Consider the following 15986-nt stretch of genomic DNA (forward strand, 5'->3'; position numbering starts at 1 on the left):
CTTATCAGCGAGATGGATAGATATTTCAATCTCTTACCAATCATTCCGTCACCCGAACTGCGGTGATCGCCAGAGAGAGATTTTGCAATTGCGGCTTGCTCCCGGAACTGGGAACGAGCAGATGGGTGGTGGGAAGAATGAATTTCCAGTCATACCCCAGCGCCAGAAGATATTGCCCGGCGCCCTTGCTTGGCGCCTCGAATTTGTTCTCGACCGGAAATGTCACCGGTGTAGTAGCAAGGTTGGCATCAGCAATGGCAATGAGCGATATTTTCAGATCATCTTCAGTTGTCGCGAGCAGGAAATTCGAGGCAATAACCTTCCTGAACTCCGCCGCGGTGACGGACGTTCGGCCAGCCGCCGCCTTGCGCAGATATTCAGTCCCGGCAGTGGCCGCCGTCGACATATTGAGGCTGAAGAAAAGCACGAGACTAACTTCGATGATACCGAAGATCAGCAGGAGATAGACCGGCAAAAGCAAACCAAACTCAACGGCGGTAGCCGCACGGATATCCGTGGCAAGCGACCGGATGAGACTGGGGAAGTCACGATGCGATATCTTAAAACGAGTCAAGATAAGTGACCTCGAATGCCGTTATGATGCCACCCAGACTGTCGCTCGTTCCAGCGGCGGCGATCGACAGCTTGTACAGCGAATAAGTATCGACAGTGACCTCGTAGCTTCGGCGCTCCCATCGAATTTCATTCGCCTTCTGGCTCATCTGGATAATTTTTTTCTCTACACCCATTTGGGGCCGCAACACCTGCAGCGAAATATCGATGTCGTTCGAGCCTTCGTAACTTTGGTTTCGCCCGTTGTACCAGACCGAGATTTCGTATTTGCCGGGATGCATTTCCACGTATTTGAAGATCGAGCTGTTGGCGTCGCGTCTTTTTTGCCCTTCCCAGTGACTGTCAAGTTCGACAGCGTAGCGGGTTGGCGGTATTCGCTCATTTTGGCCGTTGCGCATCGAGGGCGTGTTGTTCTTCTCTTCTGTAGTACACTGCTGCTCCTGCTCGGAATTCAAGGCGTCCTTGCCATCCGTTTGCGCCTTGCTGCCGTTTTTCGAATCGTTGTTTTCTTTGGGAAGAGTAGCCTGTGACTTTGGGGTGCATGTCATCCCGGCGCTTGTCTCTTTCTCCTTTTCCTGATCCCCGTAGCCCTGCCAGCCATAGTTCTTCCGGCAATCCGCATTGCTCCAATCCTGAAGTTCGATGCCCGGCCCCGTACCGCCATCCCATCCCAGTTCGGCATAGGTATAAACACCCCAGCAACCGTTGGGTGTTTTGGCGGTTCTGCCGTTTTTCAGCATACGTTCCGTGCCGTTCAGCGTCTTTTCGAAGGTGTTGTTGACGACGACCTCACCGTCATGTGGATAAGGCGGTATACCGCCACAACGATACGACAGCTGATAGTCCAGTTTTTCCGCCCCGAACATGCCACTGAACACGGTTTTGTAGCTGAACTTTGCGTCTATATCCGTCGTCAGCCAGTCGATTTTAACATCGCGACTGACCACATTCTGTTTGGTGGAACGGATCAGTGCGTCGAACGTGTCGAGCACGTTTTTACGGCGCACCTCATCCAGGGGTACGTTCGTGCGCGTCGGTTTTGTCGAACGCTCACAGGCCTGTGCAACCACCCGCTTCGACTGGCTATAATAGGCCAACGCCCGGCCGCCTTCGAAAAGAAACCCGAAAAAAAGCAGGAAAACCGGCAACAGCAACGCCGTCATAATGGCGAAACTGGCCCTTCGGTCGTGCAAAAACGCCCCGAAAATCTCCGCCAGACCGTCCAGTTTTGTCTTAAAATTCAACATTTGAAAATGCCGCTTCATGAAATTGGCTATCACCCGCCTTAAAATAAATCGCCCAGTTTCCCTCCACGCATCCGGACAGACACAACGCCACAGCCGGAGGGAATATTGGGGCAGCAGCAAACAAACTCAGCAAAGGCTGATGCACCGCGATCATGGCGGCACGCGGCAAATGAGCCGAACCACTTGCAAGCAAGAGATGCAAAAACTAATAACAGCCGCCGAAATACAGCGCCGACTGCGGGTTATGCTCCATTCGAAATTCTATAGTGTGGTATAAACACCAAATTTGTAAATTAATAGTCACATTTATTCCGAAAAATATATGTAAAAACATACACTTAAATCACGTATTCATAATTTAGAATAGCTGAAGTAAACCATATAAAGACAGCGCGAAACATTGCCCTGATGGCAGGCCCGCGACGGTGCGCAAATTCCTCACAGGTGTGACGGGCATTGCCGTCTTTTGAATACGGCAAGACGGATTTGTACCTTGCCCCTGCCGCCAAGCTCGGGCAAAACAGCCCTATCCAATCACGAGACCATGCCAGGAGATAGAATATGGACGTTCGCGCCGCAGTTGCCATTCAGGCAGGAAAACCGCTTGAGGTCATGACCGTTCAACTCGAAGGTCCCCGCGCTGGCGAAGTGCTGGTCGAGGTCAAGGCGACAGGTATCTGCCACACCGATGATTTTACCCTCTCCGGTGCCGATCCCGAAGGTCTGTTTCCGGCCATCCTCGGCCATGAGGGTGCAGGCATCGTCGTTGATGTCGGTCCCGGCGTCACCTCGGTCAAGAAGGGCGATCATGTCATCCCGCTTTACACGCCGGAATGCCGCGAGTGCTATTCCTGCACATCGCGCAAGACCAATCTCTGCACCTCCATCCGCGCCACCCAGGGCCAGGGCGTGATGCCTGACGGCACCTCGCGCTTCTCGATCGGCAAGGACAAGATCCACCACTATATGGGCTGCTCGACTTTCTCGAACTTCACCGTCCTGCCCGAGATCGCTCTTGCCAAGATCAATCCCGATGCGCCCTTCGACAAGGTCTGCTACATCGGCTGTGGCGTGACGACAGGTATCGGCGCCGTCATCAACACCGCCAAGGTGGAGATCGGCTCGACGGCAATCGTCTTCGGTCTCGGCGGCATTGGTCTCAACGTTCTGCAAGGCCTGCGTCTTGCCGGCGCTGACATGATCATCGGTGTCGATATCAACAATGACCGCAAGGCCTGGGGCGAGAAGTTCGGCATGACCCACTTCGTCAACCCGAAGGAAGTGGGCGACGACATCGTGCCCTATCTCGTCAACATGACGAAGCGCAATGGCGACCTGATCGGCGGCGCGGATTATACGTTCGACTGCACGGGCAATACCAAGGTCATGCGCCAGGCGCTGGAATCTTCGCATCGCGGCTGGGGCAAGTCTGTCATCATCGGCGTTGCCGGTGCGGGCCAGGAAATCTCCACGCGTCCGTTCCAGCTGGTCACCGGCCGCAACTGGATGGGCACGGCCTTCGGCGGCGCGCGTGGCCGCACCGACGTGCCGAAGATCGTCGACTGGTACATGGAAGGCAAGATCCAGATCGATCCGATGATCACCCACACGATGCCGCTCGAAGACATCAACAAGGGCTTTGACCTGATGCACAAGGGCGAGAGCATCCGCGGCGTCGTAATCTATTGATCGGCTGACAAAATGGCAGGCGCGCACCGCGCGTCTGCCATATGAATTGACCGACCTTTCCGCTTACAGCCGTGCCGATTAACGGGACGGTAAATCTATCGTCGTATGCCGATATTGCGCGGTGGAGTTGAAAAATCCCTCCCTGCCCGAAACGACGCGAGATAGCGGGAGCGACCTCTGAGAACCGTACCGATCGACAACGGAAACCGCGTCGCTGCCGTTGCACTTCTGACGAAAGGTTTTCCGGAAAAGAGCGAGGCTTTCTGGGCGCTCGGCGTGTCCCTTATAAGCGACCATCATCAGCGGCAGGATCTCGGCACCATCGGGCAATTGCTGATGAAGGGCGACGATGCCGTTGGCGTTCTTCTGACGATCCGAAGCCGCTTGGCCGAGACCGGCAGGACAGTCGTCAACCTGTCCAGCTGGTATGTCGAACCTTCCAGCCGCTGGTTTGCACCGCGTATGCTGCAAATGGCGACATCCTCCGAAGAAGACATCTTCACCGATCTCACCCCGTCTCCAGAAGCCTGCAAGCTGAACGAGAGACTGGGGTTCACAACGATAACGAATTGCACGCTTTTTTATCCCCTGCCTTTAAAGGCATTCGGCCCGGCCAGGGCGCGGCTGCGCCCGCTTGCCGAAGTGCCGCAGGGCACGCTGTCTGCCGCCACGCGCGACATGCTGGAAGATCATGCGCGTTTCGGCTGCATCGTGGCAGTCATGGAGGCGGATGGAAGCCATTATCCGCTGGTGTTTTTAAAAACCATAACCAAAAGGCTGCCCTCCGCCCGCCTCATCTATTGCGAGGACAGGCAAGTCGCCCAGAGGCACATTTCGGCAATTGCCCGCCATCTTCTTGGCAAAGGCCGGCTTGCATTGACCATGGCAGCTTCCGATGAGAAGCGAGACGCCGGCGGATTTGCCATACTCAAATCCTCGCCAATACAAGTAAAGGGAGCATGGAACCCACGGTTTATTAACGAAACATATTCAGAATTGGTGTTATTGCCACCCTGGGTATTGGGACGCTCTTAAAAGACGCGCGCTTAAACCTTGCCTGAAAAGAAGAAAATGCGCTTCGGCCGAGACTAGTCCCGACTGCGCGAACGAGCGGAGAATAAGCATGCTTTCAGCGAAACCCAGGGAAGTCGATGTCTCCGAGACCATCTATTCCTACCTCTCGCAGCGTTTCCCGGCTCATGCACCGTTTTCCGCAGATACGCAATTGCTCGAAGGCGGCGCGATCGATTCGCTCGGTTTTCTCGAACTGATGATCTTTCTCGGCGAAGGTTTCGGCATCGTTCTCAATGATGAACATTTCACCCCGGAAAATCTCAGCACGCCGGCCGATCTGATTGCCTTCGTCACGCAGGAACGGCGCAGATGACAACCCACATCCTGCTGCACCACCTGCTCACCGCGCGGGCGGAAAGCGGCGATGAGGCGCTTGTCTACAAAGAAAAATCACTGAGCTATCGCGAATTTTCCGAAGCGGCCGCACGTTGTGCGGCGGCATTGCAGGAGGCCGGAACGGAGCGCGGCGACCGTGTCGTCATCTTCCTGCCGCGCGGCATCGAGGAATGCTGGTCGATCTTCGGCGTGAGCATGGCTTCCTGCGTCTTCGTGCCGGTCAACGCGCTTTTGAAGGCGCAGCAAATCCGCCATATCGTCGCGGATTGCGGCGCAAAAATCGTTATCAGCAGTGCTACGATGATGGATGAGCTGAACGCGGCTGTGGAAGACCTGCCCGAGGTCACTGTACTGCTGGCGGAACAAATCGACCGCCGCCCGCCCGTGCCTGCCAAAGTCTCCCCATCAATTGGCGAGGACCTTGCAGCAATCCTCTACACATCCGGCTCCACCGGCTCGCCCAAGGGCGTGATGCTGTCGCACCGTAATCTTCTGGCCGGAGCGCGCATCGTGCGCACCTATCTGGAGATCACCGGAAAAGACCGCCTTCTCTCCATTTTGCCCTTCAGTTTCGATTACGGCCTGAACCAGTTGCTGACGGCGGTTGAACAGGGTGCGACCACTGTTATCTCCACCTTCAGGCTCGGCGACGACATTGTCAGGGACTTGCGCGACCATGCCATCACCGGGCTTGCCGGCGTACCAACTGTCTGGGCGATCCTGACGAGGGCCGCGCCGTTGCTGGCGAAAACGCCGCTGCCGCAGTTGCGATACATCACCAACTCCGGCGGACGCGTGCCGCAGGAAACCGTGAGGGCGTTGCGCGAAAAGCTGCCGGGAACGAAAATCTATCTGATGTATGGCCTGACCGAGGCCTTCCGCTCCACATTCCTGCCGCCTGATGAAATCGACCGCCGCCCGACTTCCATCGGCAAGGCTATCCCGGAATGTGAAATCTTCATCGTCACCGCCGAGGGACAGAGGGCAAAACCGGGTGAGCCCGGCATTCTCGTCCATCGCGGCCCGACCGTGTCGCTGGGTTACTGGAACCGGCCGGAAGATACCGCCAAGGTGCTGCGCCCTCACCCTTTCATTCCGGCCGAACGCGGCGGCGAGACCGTGTGTTATTCCGGCGATCTGGCGGTGGAAGACGAGGACGGCTTTTTCAGTTTCGTTGCCCGCAACGATGCGATGATCAAATCGTCAGGCTATCGCATCAGCCCGACCGAGGTGGAGGAAAGCCTGATGTCGACTGGCCTTTTCCAGCAGGTCGCCGTCATCGGCCTGCCGGACTCCTTTGCAGGCGAGAAGGTGCATGCCGTGGCAACCGCCGCCAACGAAAATATCGATGTTTCGGCAGCTCTCAAAAAAGCCGCCGAAATGCTTGCCCCCTTCATGATTCCGCGCGCCATCGAACTGGTCGACCGGCTTCCGGTCACGGCCAATGGCAAGGTGGATTACCGCGCGCTGGTGCGCGAACGGACGGACAATGGCGCCCACGGATAAACCCCAAAGCCACGGCCCTGCCCTTGCCGCCGCGCAATTCGCAGTCGACGAAAACGATCTTGTCATCGGTGGCCGTGCCGTGCGCGATATCGTCGCTGAGACCGGAACGCCGTGCTTCCTCTATGACGCGAGCGCCATGCGCCGCGCCTATCGCGATCTCGCAACCGCGCTCAGTGGTTTTGCCGATATCTTTTATTCGGTGAAAGCCAATCCCCTGCCCGCCATCATCTCGCTTTTCCGTGAAGAAGGCGCTGGCGCGGAAATCGCCTCCGTCGGTGAATATCGCGCCGCCATCAAGGCGGGCATACCGCCGGAAAATATCATCTTCGCCGGCCCCGGCAAGCGCCAGGCCGAATTGCTTGAGGTGATCGAGAGCGGCATCGGCGAAATCCATATCGAGAGCGCCGAGGAAATTACCCGCATCGAAGCCATCGGCAAACCGGTCAAGGCCTCCATCCGCATCAATCCGGTGCCGGATGCGCAGGCAGGCGCCATGCGCATGGGTGGCAAGGCCACCGCCTTCGGTTTCGACGAGGAAGAACTCGAAAACGTCCTACCGCTGTTCAGGGACATCAGGCATATCAATCTCGTCGGTGTCCATATTTACGGTGGCACGCAAATCCTCGATGCCGACATGCTTGTCTCCCAATGGAGACACTCCATTTTGCTTGCCGCACGCATGGCCGAAATGCTCGGCAGGCCACTTGAAACCATCGATCTCGGCGGCGGTCTCGGCATCCCCTATTTCGCCGGGGAGACGCCGCTCGATCTTGCAGCGGTCAGTGCCGCCATTCCCGACCTCAAGGCCTTGGTGCAGGCACATCCGCTGATCGCCGATGCCCATATCATTGTCGAACCCGGCCGCTTCCTCGCCGGTCCCGGCGGCATCTATGTGGCGGAAGTCAATTCGGTAAAGACCTCGCGCGGCACCACCTTCGTGGTGACGGATGGTGGCATGCATCACCATCTGGCAGCCTCCGGCAATCTCGGCCAGATCGTCAAGCGTAACTACCCCATCGTCGCACCGGCCATGATGCAGGCAGACTATGAGGAAACGGCAACTATCGTCGGCCCGCTCTGCACACCGCTCGACACCCTGGCCCGCAATGCGGCCCTGCCGAAGCTGAAGGCTGGTGATCTCCTGGCAATCCTGCAATCGGGCGCCTATGGCGCCACCGCCAGCCCTTCGGGTTTTCTCAGCCATCCGGCTGCGAAGGAAGTGCTGGTGGAGAATGGTGCGTTTGAGGTGATAGCGCGCTGAGGATGTGTGGTCGTGAAACGCGTAGCCGGTTTTCTTACGGACGCATATCCGGCTGCTGACATTAGAGCTTCCTCCAACCTCGCTCATTCCTGTGCTTAGTCACAGGAAAGGAGATCACCCCCGTAACAGTCTGTCCCCAACCGCAAATTTGGATTTCAGCAGACACTCATCATATTCCGCCTCGGCATCCGAATCGAAAACGATGCCGCCGCCGACATTGAAGATCGCGCGGCCGCCATCGAACAAGGTCAGCGTGCGGATCGCCACCGAAAAACGCATTTCACCAGCTGGAGACATGAAACCGATAGCACCGCAATAGGCGTCGCGCGGCATCTGTTCCAGTTCGCGCAGGATCTTCATCGCCCACATTTTCGGCGCGCCGGTCACCGAACCGCAGGGAAAAAGCGCCGCGAAAATATCCTCCACCGTCACATCAGGCAAAAGCTTCGCGCGCACATGGCTGACCATCTGGTGCACGGTGGGATAGGTCTCGATATCGAACAGTCGCGGCACATGGAGGCTGCCGACTTCGGTGATGCGGGAAATATCGTTGCGCAGGAGATCGACGATCATGCGGTTTTCGGCAAGCGTCTTTTCATCCTCAAGCATCGCCGCGATGATCGCCCGGTCCTCTTGCGCATTCGCACCGCGCGGCGTCGTTCCCTTCATCGGATGGGTTTCGATGAAACCTTGCCCGTCCACCGAGAAAAACAGTTCCGGTGAGCGCGACAGGATCACCGGTCCACCGAGATCGACCAGCGCGCCATATTTAACCGGCTGGCGCGCGACCAGCGACCAGAAAGCCGTGAGCGGATCGCCGCTCCAGCGAGCATGAACGGGCATCGTCAGATTGCCCTGATAACAGTCGCCGCGACGCAGATGCCCGTGCAGCCGCTCGAAGCGCTGGCAATAGTCTTCAAGGCTCCATACGGGCGCGGGATCGGCCAGGAACGCATCGGCATCCGGCAGACTTTCGGGCCGTGCAAATCGCCCCTCATCCGGTTGTGGGCCGGAAAAGACGCCGAAGCGAAGGAACGGCACGTTGCGAGGCTCGGCAGCAAAGTCCGCAAGTTTCGGCTCGAACAGGAAACCCGCCTCGTAGGACATATAGCCGGCAAGGTATTTCCCGGCGCGGCGCAGCTGCTCCATGCGTTTCAGCGCCGCGAAAAACGCCTCTGGCTCATCCGCGACGATGATCTCCTCCGGCTCGGTGAAGGCTGTCACCGTGCCGGTCGTGTCATCCCGGAAAAGAACGTAAGGCGCATGTGCCAAGGAAAGCGTCCGAACAGGAGAAAGGGTCGGGAAAAATCAGATCGGGTCTATGTCGCCCCGCGCCCACATCTCTATGGTTTCCGCATAAAAATCAGCGAAACGGCCTTCCTCGATCGACTTGCGGATACCCTGCATCAGCTCCTGATAATAGGCAAGATTGTGCCAGGAGAGCAGCATGCCGCCCAGCGCCTCGTTGGAGCGCGTGAGATGATGCAGATAGGCGCGGGAATAATCACGCGAGGCCGGGCAGTTTGACTGCTCATCGAGCGGCCGCATATCCTCCGCATGGCGGGCATTGCGGATATTGACCCTGCCGCGACGGGTGAAGGCAAGCCCGTGACGACCGGAACGGGTCGGCATCACGCAGTCGAACATGTCGATGCCGCGCGCCACCGATTTCAGAATATCGTCAGGCGTACCGACGCCCATCAGGTAACGCGGCTTTTCGGTGGGCAGCACCGGCAGCGTGATGTCGAGCATGCCCAGCATCACATCCTGCGGCTCGCCGACGGCAAGGCCACCGACAGCGTAACCCTTGAGATCAAGCTGCTTCAGCCCTTCGGCGGAGCGAATGCGCAGATCCGGCTGGTCGCCGCCCTGCACAATGCCGAACATGGCCTTGCCGGGCTGTTCACCGAAGGCGACGCGGCAACGCTCCGCCCAGCGCAGCGACATTTCCATGGCGCGCTCGATTTCCTTGCGGTCGGCCGGCAGCGCGATGCATTCATCGAGCTGCATCTGGATGTCCGAATCAAGCATGCCCTGAATTTCGATCGAGCGTTCCGGCGACATATGGTGCAACGAACCGTCCACATGGCTCTTGAAGGTCACACCCTTCTCGTCCAGCTTGCGCAGTCCTGAAAGCGACATGACTTGAAAACCGCCGCTGTCGGTGAGGATCGGATGCGGCCAGCGGATAAGCTCATGCAACCCGCCAAGCCTTGCCACGCGCTCCGGGCCGGGCCGCAGCATCAGGTGATAGGTATTGCCGAGAATGATATCGGCCCCGAGCTCGCGCACCTGGTCGAGATACATGGCCTTGACAGTACCGACAGTGCCAACAGGCATGAAGGCAGGTGTGCGGATGACGCCGCGCGGCATGGCGACTTCGCCAAGGCGGGCGCCGCCGCTCGTGGCTTTCAGTGTAAAGGTGAATTTGTCGTGCATCAGTTCTTCCGGAACAACAGGCTTGAATCGCCATAGGAATAAAAACGGTATCCGGTTTCGATGGCATGCGCATAAGCGGCACGCATCGTCTCGAGACCGCAAAAAGCCGAAACGAGCATGAACAGCGTCGATTTCGGCAGGTGGAAATTGGTCATCAGAATATCGACCGCGCGGAAACGGTATCCGGGCGTGATGAAGATGCCCGTCGCGCCCGACCATGGCTGAATAACGCCATTCTCATCAGTGGCGCTTTCGATAAGCCGCAGCGAAGTGGTGCCGACAGAAACGATCCGCCCGCCGCGCGCCTTGACGGCATTGAGCTTTGCCGCAGTCTCTTGCGAAACATGGCCGATCTCGAAATGCATCTTGTGATCGTCGGTATCGTCGGCCTTAACTGGAAGGAAGGTGCCTGCCCCAACGTGTAGTGTCACGAAATGTCGCTCGATGCCGGCTTCGTCCAGCGCCGCAAACAGATCGGGCGTGAAATGCAGGCCGGCAGTGGGTGCGGCAACGGCGCCCTTCTCGCGGGCATAAATTGTCTGGTAATCGGTCTGGTCCTGCGCATCTTCCGGGCGCTTCGCGGCGATATAGGGCGGCAAAGGAATATGGCCGACGGAGGCGATCGCCTCGTCCAGAACAGGTCCGGAAACGTCGAACAGCAGCGTGATCTCGCCCTCCTCACCCTTTTCCTCGACGGTGGCCTCCAGATGGGCAAGGCCGCAGGCATTGTCGCGCTCATAACCGAAACGGATGCGGTCCCCCTGCTTGATGCGCTTGCCCGGCCGCGCGAAAGCCTTCCAGCGCGACTGGTCGGCGCGCATGTGCAGCGTGGCTGAAACTGCCGTTTCAGGCGCACCTTCGCGCAGCCGCACGCCTTCAAGCTGGGCTGGAATAACGCGGGTGTCGTTAAATACCAGCGCGTCGCCGGGCTTCAGGAAGGAAGTCAGGTCGGATACGATGCGGTCTTCCATGTGGTTCGCATTCGGATCGACCACGAGAAGACGCGCACTATCGCGCGGGTTCGCCGGGCGAAGGGCGATATTGTCCTCGGGGAGATCGAAATCGAACAGGTCTACGCGCATTGCAAGGGCTCTCGAAATATCAAAACCCGCCCTGCATGGCATGGGGCGGGTGGTGGGTGATGACAAGGCTTCCGACTACACTCGAAGTCATCCTCGGCTTGTCGCGAGGATGAGGTCTGAGAGGTTGACGCCATCATCAATGTGAAACGCCCCGCAGTTTCCTGCGGAGCGGGTAAACACTTTATACGCTATTATCAGGCCGCCGAAGCAAGCTTCATCGAAACGATCGAATCCGGGTCCTTCACAGGCTCGCCGCGCTTGACCTTGTCGATGGCTTCCATGCCTTCGATGACCTGGCCCCATACGGTGTACTGCTTGTTCAGCCACGGCGAATCGGTGAAGCAGATGAAGAACTGCGAGTTGGCGGAGTTCGGGCTCTGCGAACGGGCCATCGAGCAGGTGCCGCGTACGTGGGAAATAGCCGAGAATTCAGCCTTGAGGTCAGGCTTCTCGGAGCCGCCCATGCCGGCGCGGGCCGGGTTGAAGCTTTCCGAACCCTTCTTGCCGAACTTCACATCGCCCGTCTGGGCCATGAAGTCTTCGATGACGCGGTGGAACACGACGCCGTCGTAAGCGCCTTCCGATACCAGTTCCTTGATACGGGCAACGTGGCCCGGAGCAACTTCCGGAAGCAGCTGGATCACGACCTTGCCGGTCGTCGTTTCCATGATGATGGTGTTTTCCGGATCCTTGATCTCGGCCATGATTATTCTCCTCTGTTCGGGCTCTATTGCCCTACCTTACTTCTTGCCGACGGTGACCTTGATCATCCGGTCGGGGTTGGAAACTTCGCCGTTGCCGCCGGCGCCACGCTTGATCTTGTCCACGGCTTCCATGCCGGACACGACCTTGCCGACCACGGTGTACTGGCCGTTCAGGAACGGACCGTCGGCAAACATGATGAAGAACTGCGAATTGGCGGAATTCGGATCGCTGGAACGGGCCATGCCGACAACGCCGCGCGTGAACGGTGTCTTGGAGAACTCAGCCGGAATGTCGGCCATGTCAGAGCCGCCGGTGCCGGCACGCTGGGCGTTGAAGCCCTTCTCCATGTTGCCGTACTGCACGTCGCCGGTCTGCGCCATGAAACCGTCAATGACGCGGTGGAAGGCCACGTTGTCATAGGCGCCCTTTTTCGCCAGCGCTTCAATCTGCGCCACGTGCTTGGGCGCGACTTCCGGCATCAGTTCGATGACGACGGGGCCGTCCTTCAGCTGGACGGTCAGGAATTCGGCAGCCGAAGCGAAGGTGCTGGCGGCAAGCGCGCCCGCAAACAGGGCGCCGGCAAAGGCAAATCGAACGAGTTTCATTGGATTGGCTCCGGAATGTGAGGCTGAAGTCAGCGCTTCAGCTTGGCGTTGAGGGCTTCAAGCACGGCTTTGGGAACGAAGGCATCCACATTGCCGCCCATGGCGGCGATCTGCCGGACCAATGTGGCTGTAATGGGTCGCGACGACGTACCCGCCGGCAGGAACACGGTCTGTATATCAGGTGCCATCTGGCGGTTCATGCCGGCCATCTGCATTTCATAATCGAGATCGGTGCCGTCACGCAGGCCGCGCAGAAGAAGGCGCGCGCCATGTTGACGGGCTGCATCGACGACCAGATTGTCGAAGGAAACGACCTCAACGCGCGCCGCCTCACCGGGCAGGCTTTCAGAAAGCGCCCGGCTTATCAGCGTCGCCCGCTCCTCGAAGCTGAACAGCGGTGCTTTTCCGGGATGGATGCCGACGGCGACGATGACTTTGGACGCCACGTTCAGCGCCTGGATAAGCACATCCAGATGTCCGTTGGTCATCGGATCGAAGGATCCTGGATAAAAGGCAATCGTCATATCGCTCTCAAGTGGTGGGCGTTATGTGCCGCCTTTTGTCACGGAGATGGGCGCGGCGCAAGACTTTTACAACCCGGACGCCCTCCCGGTGCGGTCTGAACAACGGATGAATGCGCCGTTCAGTGCGGTTTCAGGGCTCATTTATATAAATACACGGCATCGGGAAACCGAAATGCCCCTCACCTCGTTAAGCCCCCGGAGAAATGAAAATGCTGGCCTTTATGATCGTCTTTTCGGTCATCGCATCATTCGCAGCCGAGTATCTTTTCCTCGAATGAGGCCAGTCGCCGGTTTCCTGAACGCCAGATGAACAAGCCATTCAAGGAAGTTTCACAGGCGCGATGCTAATCGATTTTTAAGGTTGACGCGGAACATGATTGGACGTGGCGCGTTAATATCAAACCAAAGGAACAGACAGATGTTTGTAAGAGAAAAACAGTCTACTTCGGCGAAAATCAGCGTCATCAGCACCGCCTGGACAGTACTGGTCATCGCAATGGTAGCAACAACGTTTAGCCTTTATGATCAGAAGCCTGCTGCCCAGGGACCGGACTATCCACAGATGACCGCCCGCTACCAGTCCATGACCTATTACTGATGAGGAACTAGGATTTCCTCGCCACCAACGGAGATGATATCATGTTCACATTCCTGACACTGCTTCTTGCCCTGATCAGCATTATGTTCGTGACGTCAATGATCTCCGCCGTCGCCGAGATGCGACGTGAAGACGAGGAATTCAAGGCCTCGGTAAGACGCAACCGCGCGTTCTGACCGCAACCATCAGACTTAGCCGTCTTTCAGAATATGATTCTCCGCAACCGCCTGGACGCTCCGGGCGGTTTTATTTTGCCGCCTTAAGGGCCAGTATGGCGAAGATGAAGGCGTAAAAACCTAGCCCCAATCACATAAGCGTTTTCAAAACCCCGTTTTTCCAAGGCAAATTCCCTTCAATTTCCCATTGGATTGATTTAAGGAACGCCGATACGTTGCGGGCCGGACGGCTGGCGACCGCAATGACGTTCCTGTGAGGTTTGCATAACGATGCTCGATTCCCTGAGAAATGCTTCTCGAACCATGGCAGCCAAGCTGCTGCTTCTCCTGCTTGTTGTTTCGTTTGGCGTCTGGGGCGTCTCCGCATCACTCGTCACCTCCAATTCGCATGCGGTCATGACCGTCGGCGACCAGACGGTCAGCCCGCAGGAATTCCGCCTCGCCTATCAGCGTCAGGTTTCCGATCTCAGCCGCCAGTTTGGCGCGAGACTGACCACCGAACAGGCCAAGGCCTTCGGCATCGACCGTCAGGTGTTCAGCCAGCTTGCGGCGGGTGCCTCGCTGGATGAACTGGCGTCGAAGATGAATCTCGGCCTTTCGGAAGACCGCCTCGCCAATCTCATCGCCGAAGACCCGGCATTCAAATCGGTTAATGGCCAGTTCGATCGCACCCTGTTCACCGAACGGCTGCGCAATTCCGGCCTGCGCGAAGACGACTATATCAAGGAACGCAGCAAGGTCGCGGTCAGAAGCCAGATCGTTGAAGCCGTTTCCGATGGTTTCAAGGCACCGCAGGTACTGGTGGACGCACTCAAGCAATACCGCAACGAACAGCGCTCGGTCGATTACGTCATCCTGTCCAACGCCGTCATTGCGCCGGTCAAGGCGCCGGGCGACGACGTGCTTGCACCCTGGTTTGAAACCAACAAGGCGAAATATCGCGCGCCCGAGTTCCGCAAGTTCACCTATGTGAAGCTGGAACCATCGGACATTGCCGATCAGGCTTCGGTGACGGATGCGCAGATCGCCGACTATTACAACAGCCACAAGGACAGCTTCCGCACCGCCGGTCGCCGCACCGTCGAGCAGCTGACCTTCCCGGAAAAGGAAATGGCAGAAGCCGCTGCAGAGCAGATCCGCCTCGGCAACACCACCTATGATCAGGTGGTTAAGGATCAGGGCAAGACCGCCTCCGACGTGACGCTTGGCGAATTCACCAAGGACACGATCCCCGACCAGTCGATTGCCGATGCTGCTTTCGCCGTCCAGAAGGATGGCGGCGTGTCTCCGGTCGTGGCAGGCTCCTTCGGCCCGGTCATCCTGCGCATCACCGGCATCAAGCCGGAAACCACCCGCACGCTGGAAGAAGCGAAAGAGGACATCCGCAAGGACCTCGCCACCGCTGCTGCAGCCGAAGAAGTCACCAATGTGCATGACCGTTACGAAGACCTGCGTGCCGGCGGCTCCTCGCTTGCCGATGCGGCAAAGCAGCTGAACCTCAAGCCCGTCACCATCGACGCCATCGATGCCGCCGGTCTTGATGAAAAGGGCGACGCCATTCAGGACCTGCCCTCGCCGCAGCTTGCCCAGGAAGTCTTCAAGACCGAACCCGGCACCGAAGCCCTGCCGATCAATCTTGGCCGCGAAGGCTACATCTGGTTCGACGTCGATCAGATCATCCCCGCCCGCGACCGCACGCTTGCCGAAGTGCGCGACGATGTCGTGGCCGACTGGACGGCAGAGCAGCAGCGCACGGCGCTTGCCACCAAGGCCGACGAGCTGAAGGCACGTGTTGAAAAGGGCGAGACACTGGCAGCGGTGGCTGGCGAACTCGGCCTTGCCGTCGAGCAGAAATCCGGCCTGCGCCGCACCAGCGAGGACGCGATTTTCGGTCGCCAGACGATTACGGCGGTATTCTCCGGCGCTGAAGGCATGACGGGCACAGCGGCAGACGCGGATGGTTCCAGCCGCATCCTCTTCAAGGTCACGGCAGTCGACACCAACGCGCCTGCTGATGCGCTTGCCAATGACGATCAGCAGTTCGCCGCCATCGCCCGCGCGGCCGGCGACGACATGCTCGACCAGATGGTCAACCGCCTGCAGAACGACTACGGTGTGACCATCAATCAGGCCCTCGCCGATCAGGCGATGGTCGGCTTCTAACCGGGGGG

The 15986-nt window shown here is 58.2% G+C and carries 16 protein-coding genes; 8 read left to right on the plus strand and 8 right to left on the minus strand.

What is annotated here, in order from left to right:
- Positions 1 to 40 precede the first annotated feature (40 nt).
- Both G6L97_RS06525 and G6L97_RS06530 read right to left on the minus strand, forming a co-directional pair.
- On the minus strand, positions 41 to 574 hold the full coding sequence (locus G6L97_RS06525; protein ID WP_025593593.1) for a TadE/TadG family type IV pilus assembly protein: 534 nt from the start codon (positions 572 to 574) through the stop codon (positions 41 to 43).
- Entirely contained in the window at positions 561 to 1838 is a 1278-nt protein-coding gene (locus G6L97_RS06530) for a pilus assembly protein (protein ID WP_236761503.1), read from the minus strand. Before G6L97_RS06530 ends, G6L97_RS06525 begins: the two co-directional genes overlap by 14 nt.
- Positions 1839 to 2381: 543 nt before the next feature.
- Here G6L97_RS06530 and G6L97_RS06535 point away from each other — a divergent pair.
- From G6L97_RS06535 to G6L97_RS06555, 5 genes are all read left to right on the plus strand, one after another.
- Positions 2382 to 3509, plus strand: coding sequence for an S-(hydroxymethyl)glutathione dehydrogenase/class III alcohol dehydrogenase (locus G6L97_RS06535; protein WP_065702461.1), 1128 nt, complete (start codon positions 2382 to 2384; stop codon positions 3507 to 3509).
- Between the two features lie 276 nt (positions 3510 to 3785).
- The gene (locus G6L97_RS06540; protein WP_065702460.1) at positions 3786 to 4544 is read left to right on the plus strand and encodes a hypothetical protein; all 759 of its coding nucleotides are present in this window, start codon (positions 3786 to 3788) and stop codon (positions 4542 to 4544) included.
- 88 nt (positions 4545 to 4632) lie between these two features.
- Positions 4633 to 4896 carry an acyl carrier protein gene (locus G6L97_RS06545; protein WP_111782475.1) on the plus strand — a complete coding sequence of 88 codons (264 nt, stop codon included), beginning with the start codon at positions 4633 to 4635 and terminating at the stop codon, positions 4894 to 4896.
- A complete protein-coding gene (locus G6L97_RS06550; RefSeq protein WP_111782474.1) occupies positions 4893 to 6425 on the plus strand; it encodes an AMP-binding protein in 1533 nt (510 codons plus the stop codon). The genes G6L97_RS06545 and G6L97_RS06550 overlap by 4 nt, the downstream gene beginning before the upstream one ends.
- Complete coding sequence (locus G6L97_RS06555; protein WP_162686644.1) at positions 6409 to 7686, plus strand: type III PLP-dependent enzyme; 1278 nt, start codon at positions 6409 to 6411, stop codon at positions 7684 to 7686. Before G6L97_RS06550 ends, G6L97_RS06555 begins: the two co-directional genes overlap by 17 nt.
- 114 nt (positions 7687 to 7800) lie before the next feature.
- Here the strand turns inward: G6L97_RS06555 and G6L97_RS06560 are convergent, their stop codons facing one another.
- From G6L97_RS06560 to coaD, 6 genes are all read right to left on the minus strand, one after another.
- A complete protein-coding gene (locus tag G6L97_RS06560) occupies positions 7801 to 8958 on the minus strand; it encodes an aminodeoxychorismate synthase component I (RefSeq protein ID WP_111782473.1) in 1158 nt (385 codons plus the stop codon).
- Between the two features lie 36 nt (positions 8959 to 8994).
- The gene (gene tgt, locus G6L97_RS06565) at positions 8995 to 10125 is read right to left on the minus strand and encodes a tRNA guanosine(34) transglycosylase Tgt (RefSeq protein ID WP_025593608.1); all 1131 of its coding nucleotides are present in this window, start codon (positions 10123 to 10125) and stop codon (positions 8995 to 8997) included.
- Positions 10125 to 11207, minus strand: a complete 1083-nt coding sequence (queA, locus tag G6L97_RS06570) for a tRNA preQ1(34) S-adenosylmethionine ribosyltransferase-isomerase QueA (RefSeq protein ID WP_003515544.1) — start codon at positions 11205 to 11207, stop codon at positions 10125 to 10127. Before queA ends, tgt begins: the two co-directional genes overlap by 1 nt.
- Positions 11208 to 11401: 194 nt before the next feature.
- Positions 11402 to 11911, minus strand: coding sequence for a peptidylprolyl isomerase (locus G6L97_RS06575; RefSeq protein ID WP_003515547.1), 510 nt, complete (start codon positions 11909 to 11911; stop codon positions 11402 to 11404).
- Positions 11912 to 11947: 36 nt separating this feature from the next.
- Positions 11948 to 12517, minus strand: a complete 570-nt coding sequence (locus G6L97_RS06580; RefSeq protein WP_019566173.1) for a peptidylprolyl isomerase — start codon at positions 12515 to 12517, stop codon at positions 11948 to 11950.
- Between the two features lie 29 nt (positions 12518 to 12546).
- On the minus strand, positions 12547 to 13041 hold the full coding sequence (gene coaD / locus G6L97_RS06585) for a pantetheine-phosphate adenylyltransferase (protein WP_003515552.1): 495 nt from the start codon (positions 13039 to 13041) through the stop codon (positions 12547 to 12549).
- Positions 13042 to 13459: 418 nt separating this feature from the next.
- Here coaD and G6L97_RS06590 point away from each other — a divergent pair, with 418 nt between their 5' ends.
- From G6L97_RS06590 to G6L97_RS06600, 3 genes are all read left to right on the plus strand, one after another.
- Entirely contained in the window at positions 13460 to 13639 is a 180-nt protein-coding gene (locus G6L97_RS06590) for a hypothetical protein (RefSeq protein WP_003515553.1), read from the plus strand.
- A gap of 41 nt (positions 13640 to 13680) precedes the next feature.
- Positions 13681 to 13815, plus strand: a complete 135-nt coding sequence (locus G6L97_RS06595) for a hypothetical protein (protein WP_003515556.1) — start codon at positions 13681 to 13683, stop codon at positions 13813 to 13815.
- A 270-nt stretch (positions 13816 to 14085) separates the two neighbouring features.
- A complete protein-coding gene (locus G6L97_RS06600; RefSeq protein WP_013636263.1) occupies positions 14086 to 15978 on the plus strand; it encodes a peptidylprolyl isomerase in 1893 nt (630 codons plus the stop codon).
- Positions 15979 to 15986: the final 8 nt, after the last annotated feature.

Source organism: Agrobacterium tumefaciens (assembly GCF_013318015.2).
GTDB classification, from domain to species: Bacteria; Pseudomonadota; Alphaproteobacteria; order Rhizobiales; family Rhizobiaceae; genus Agrobacterium; species Agrobacterium tumefaciens.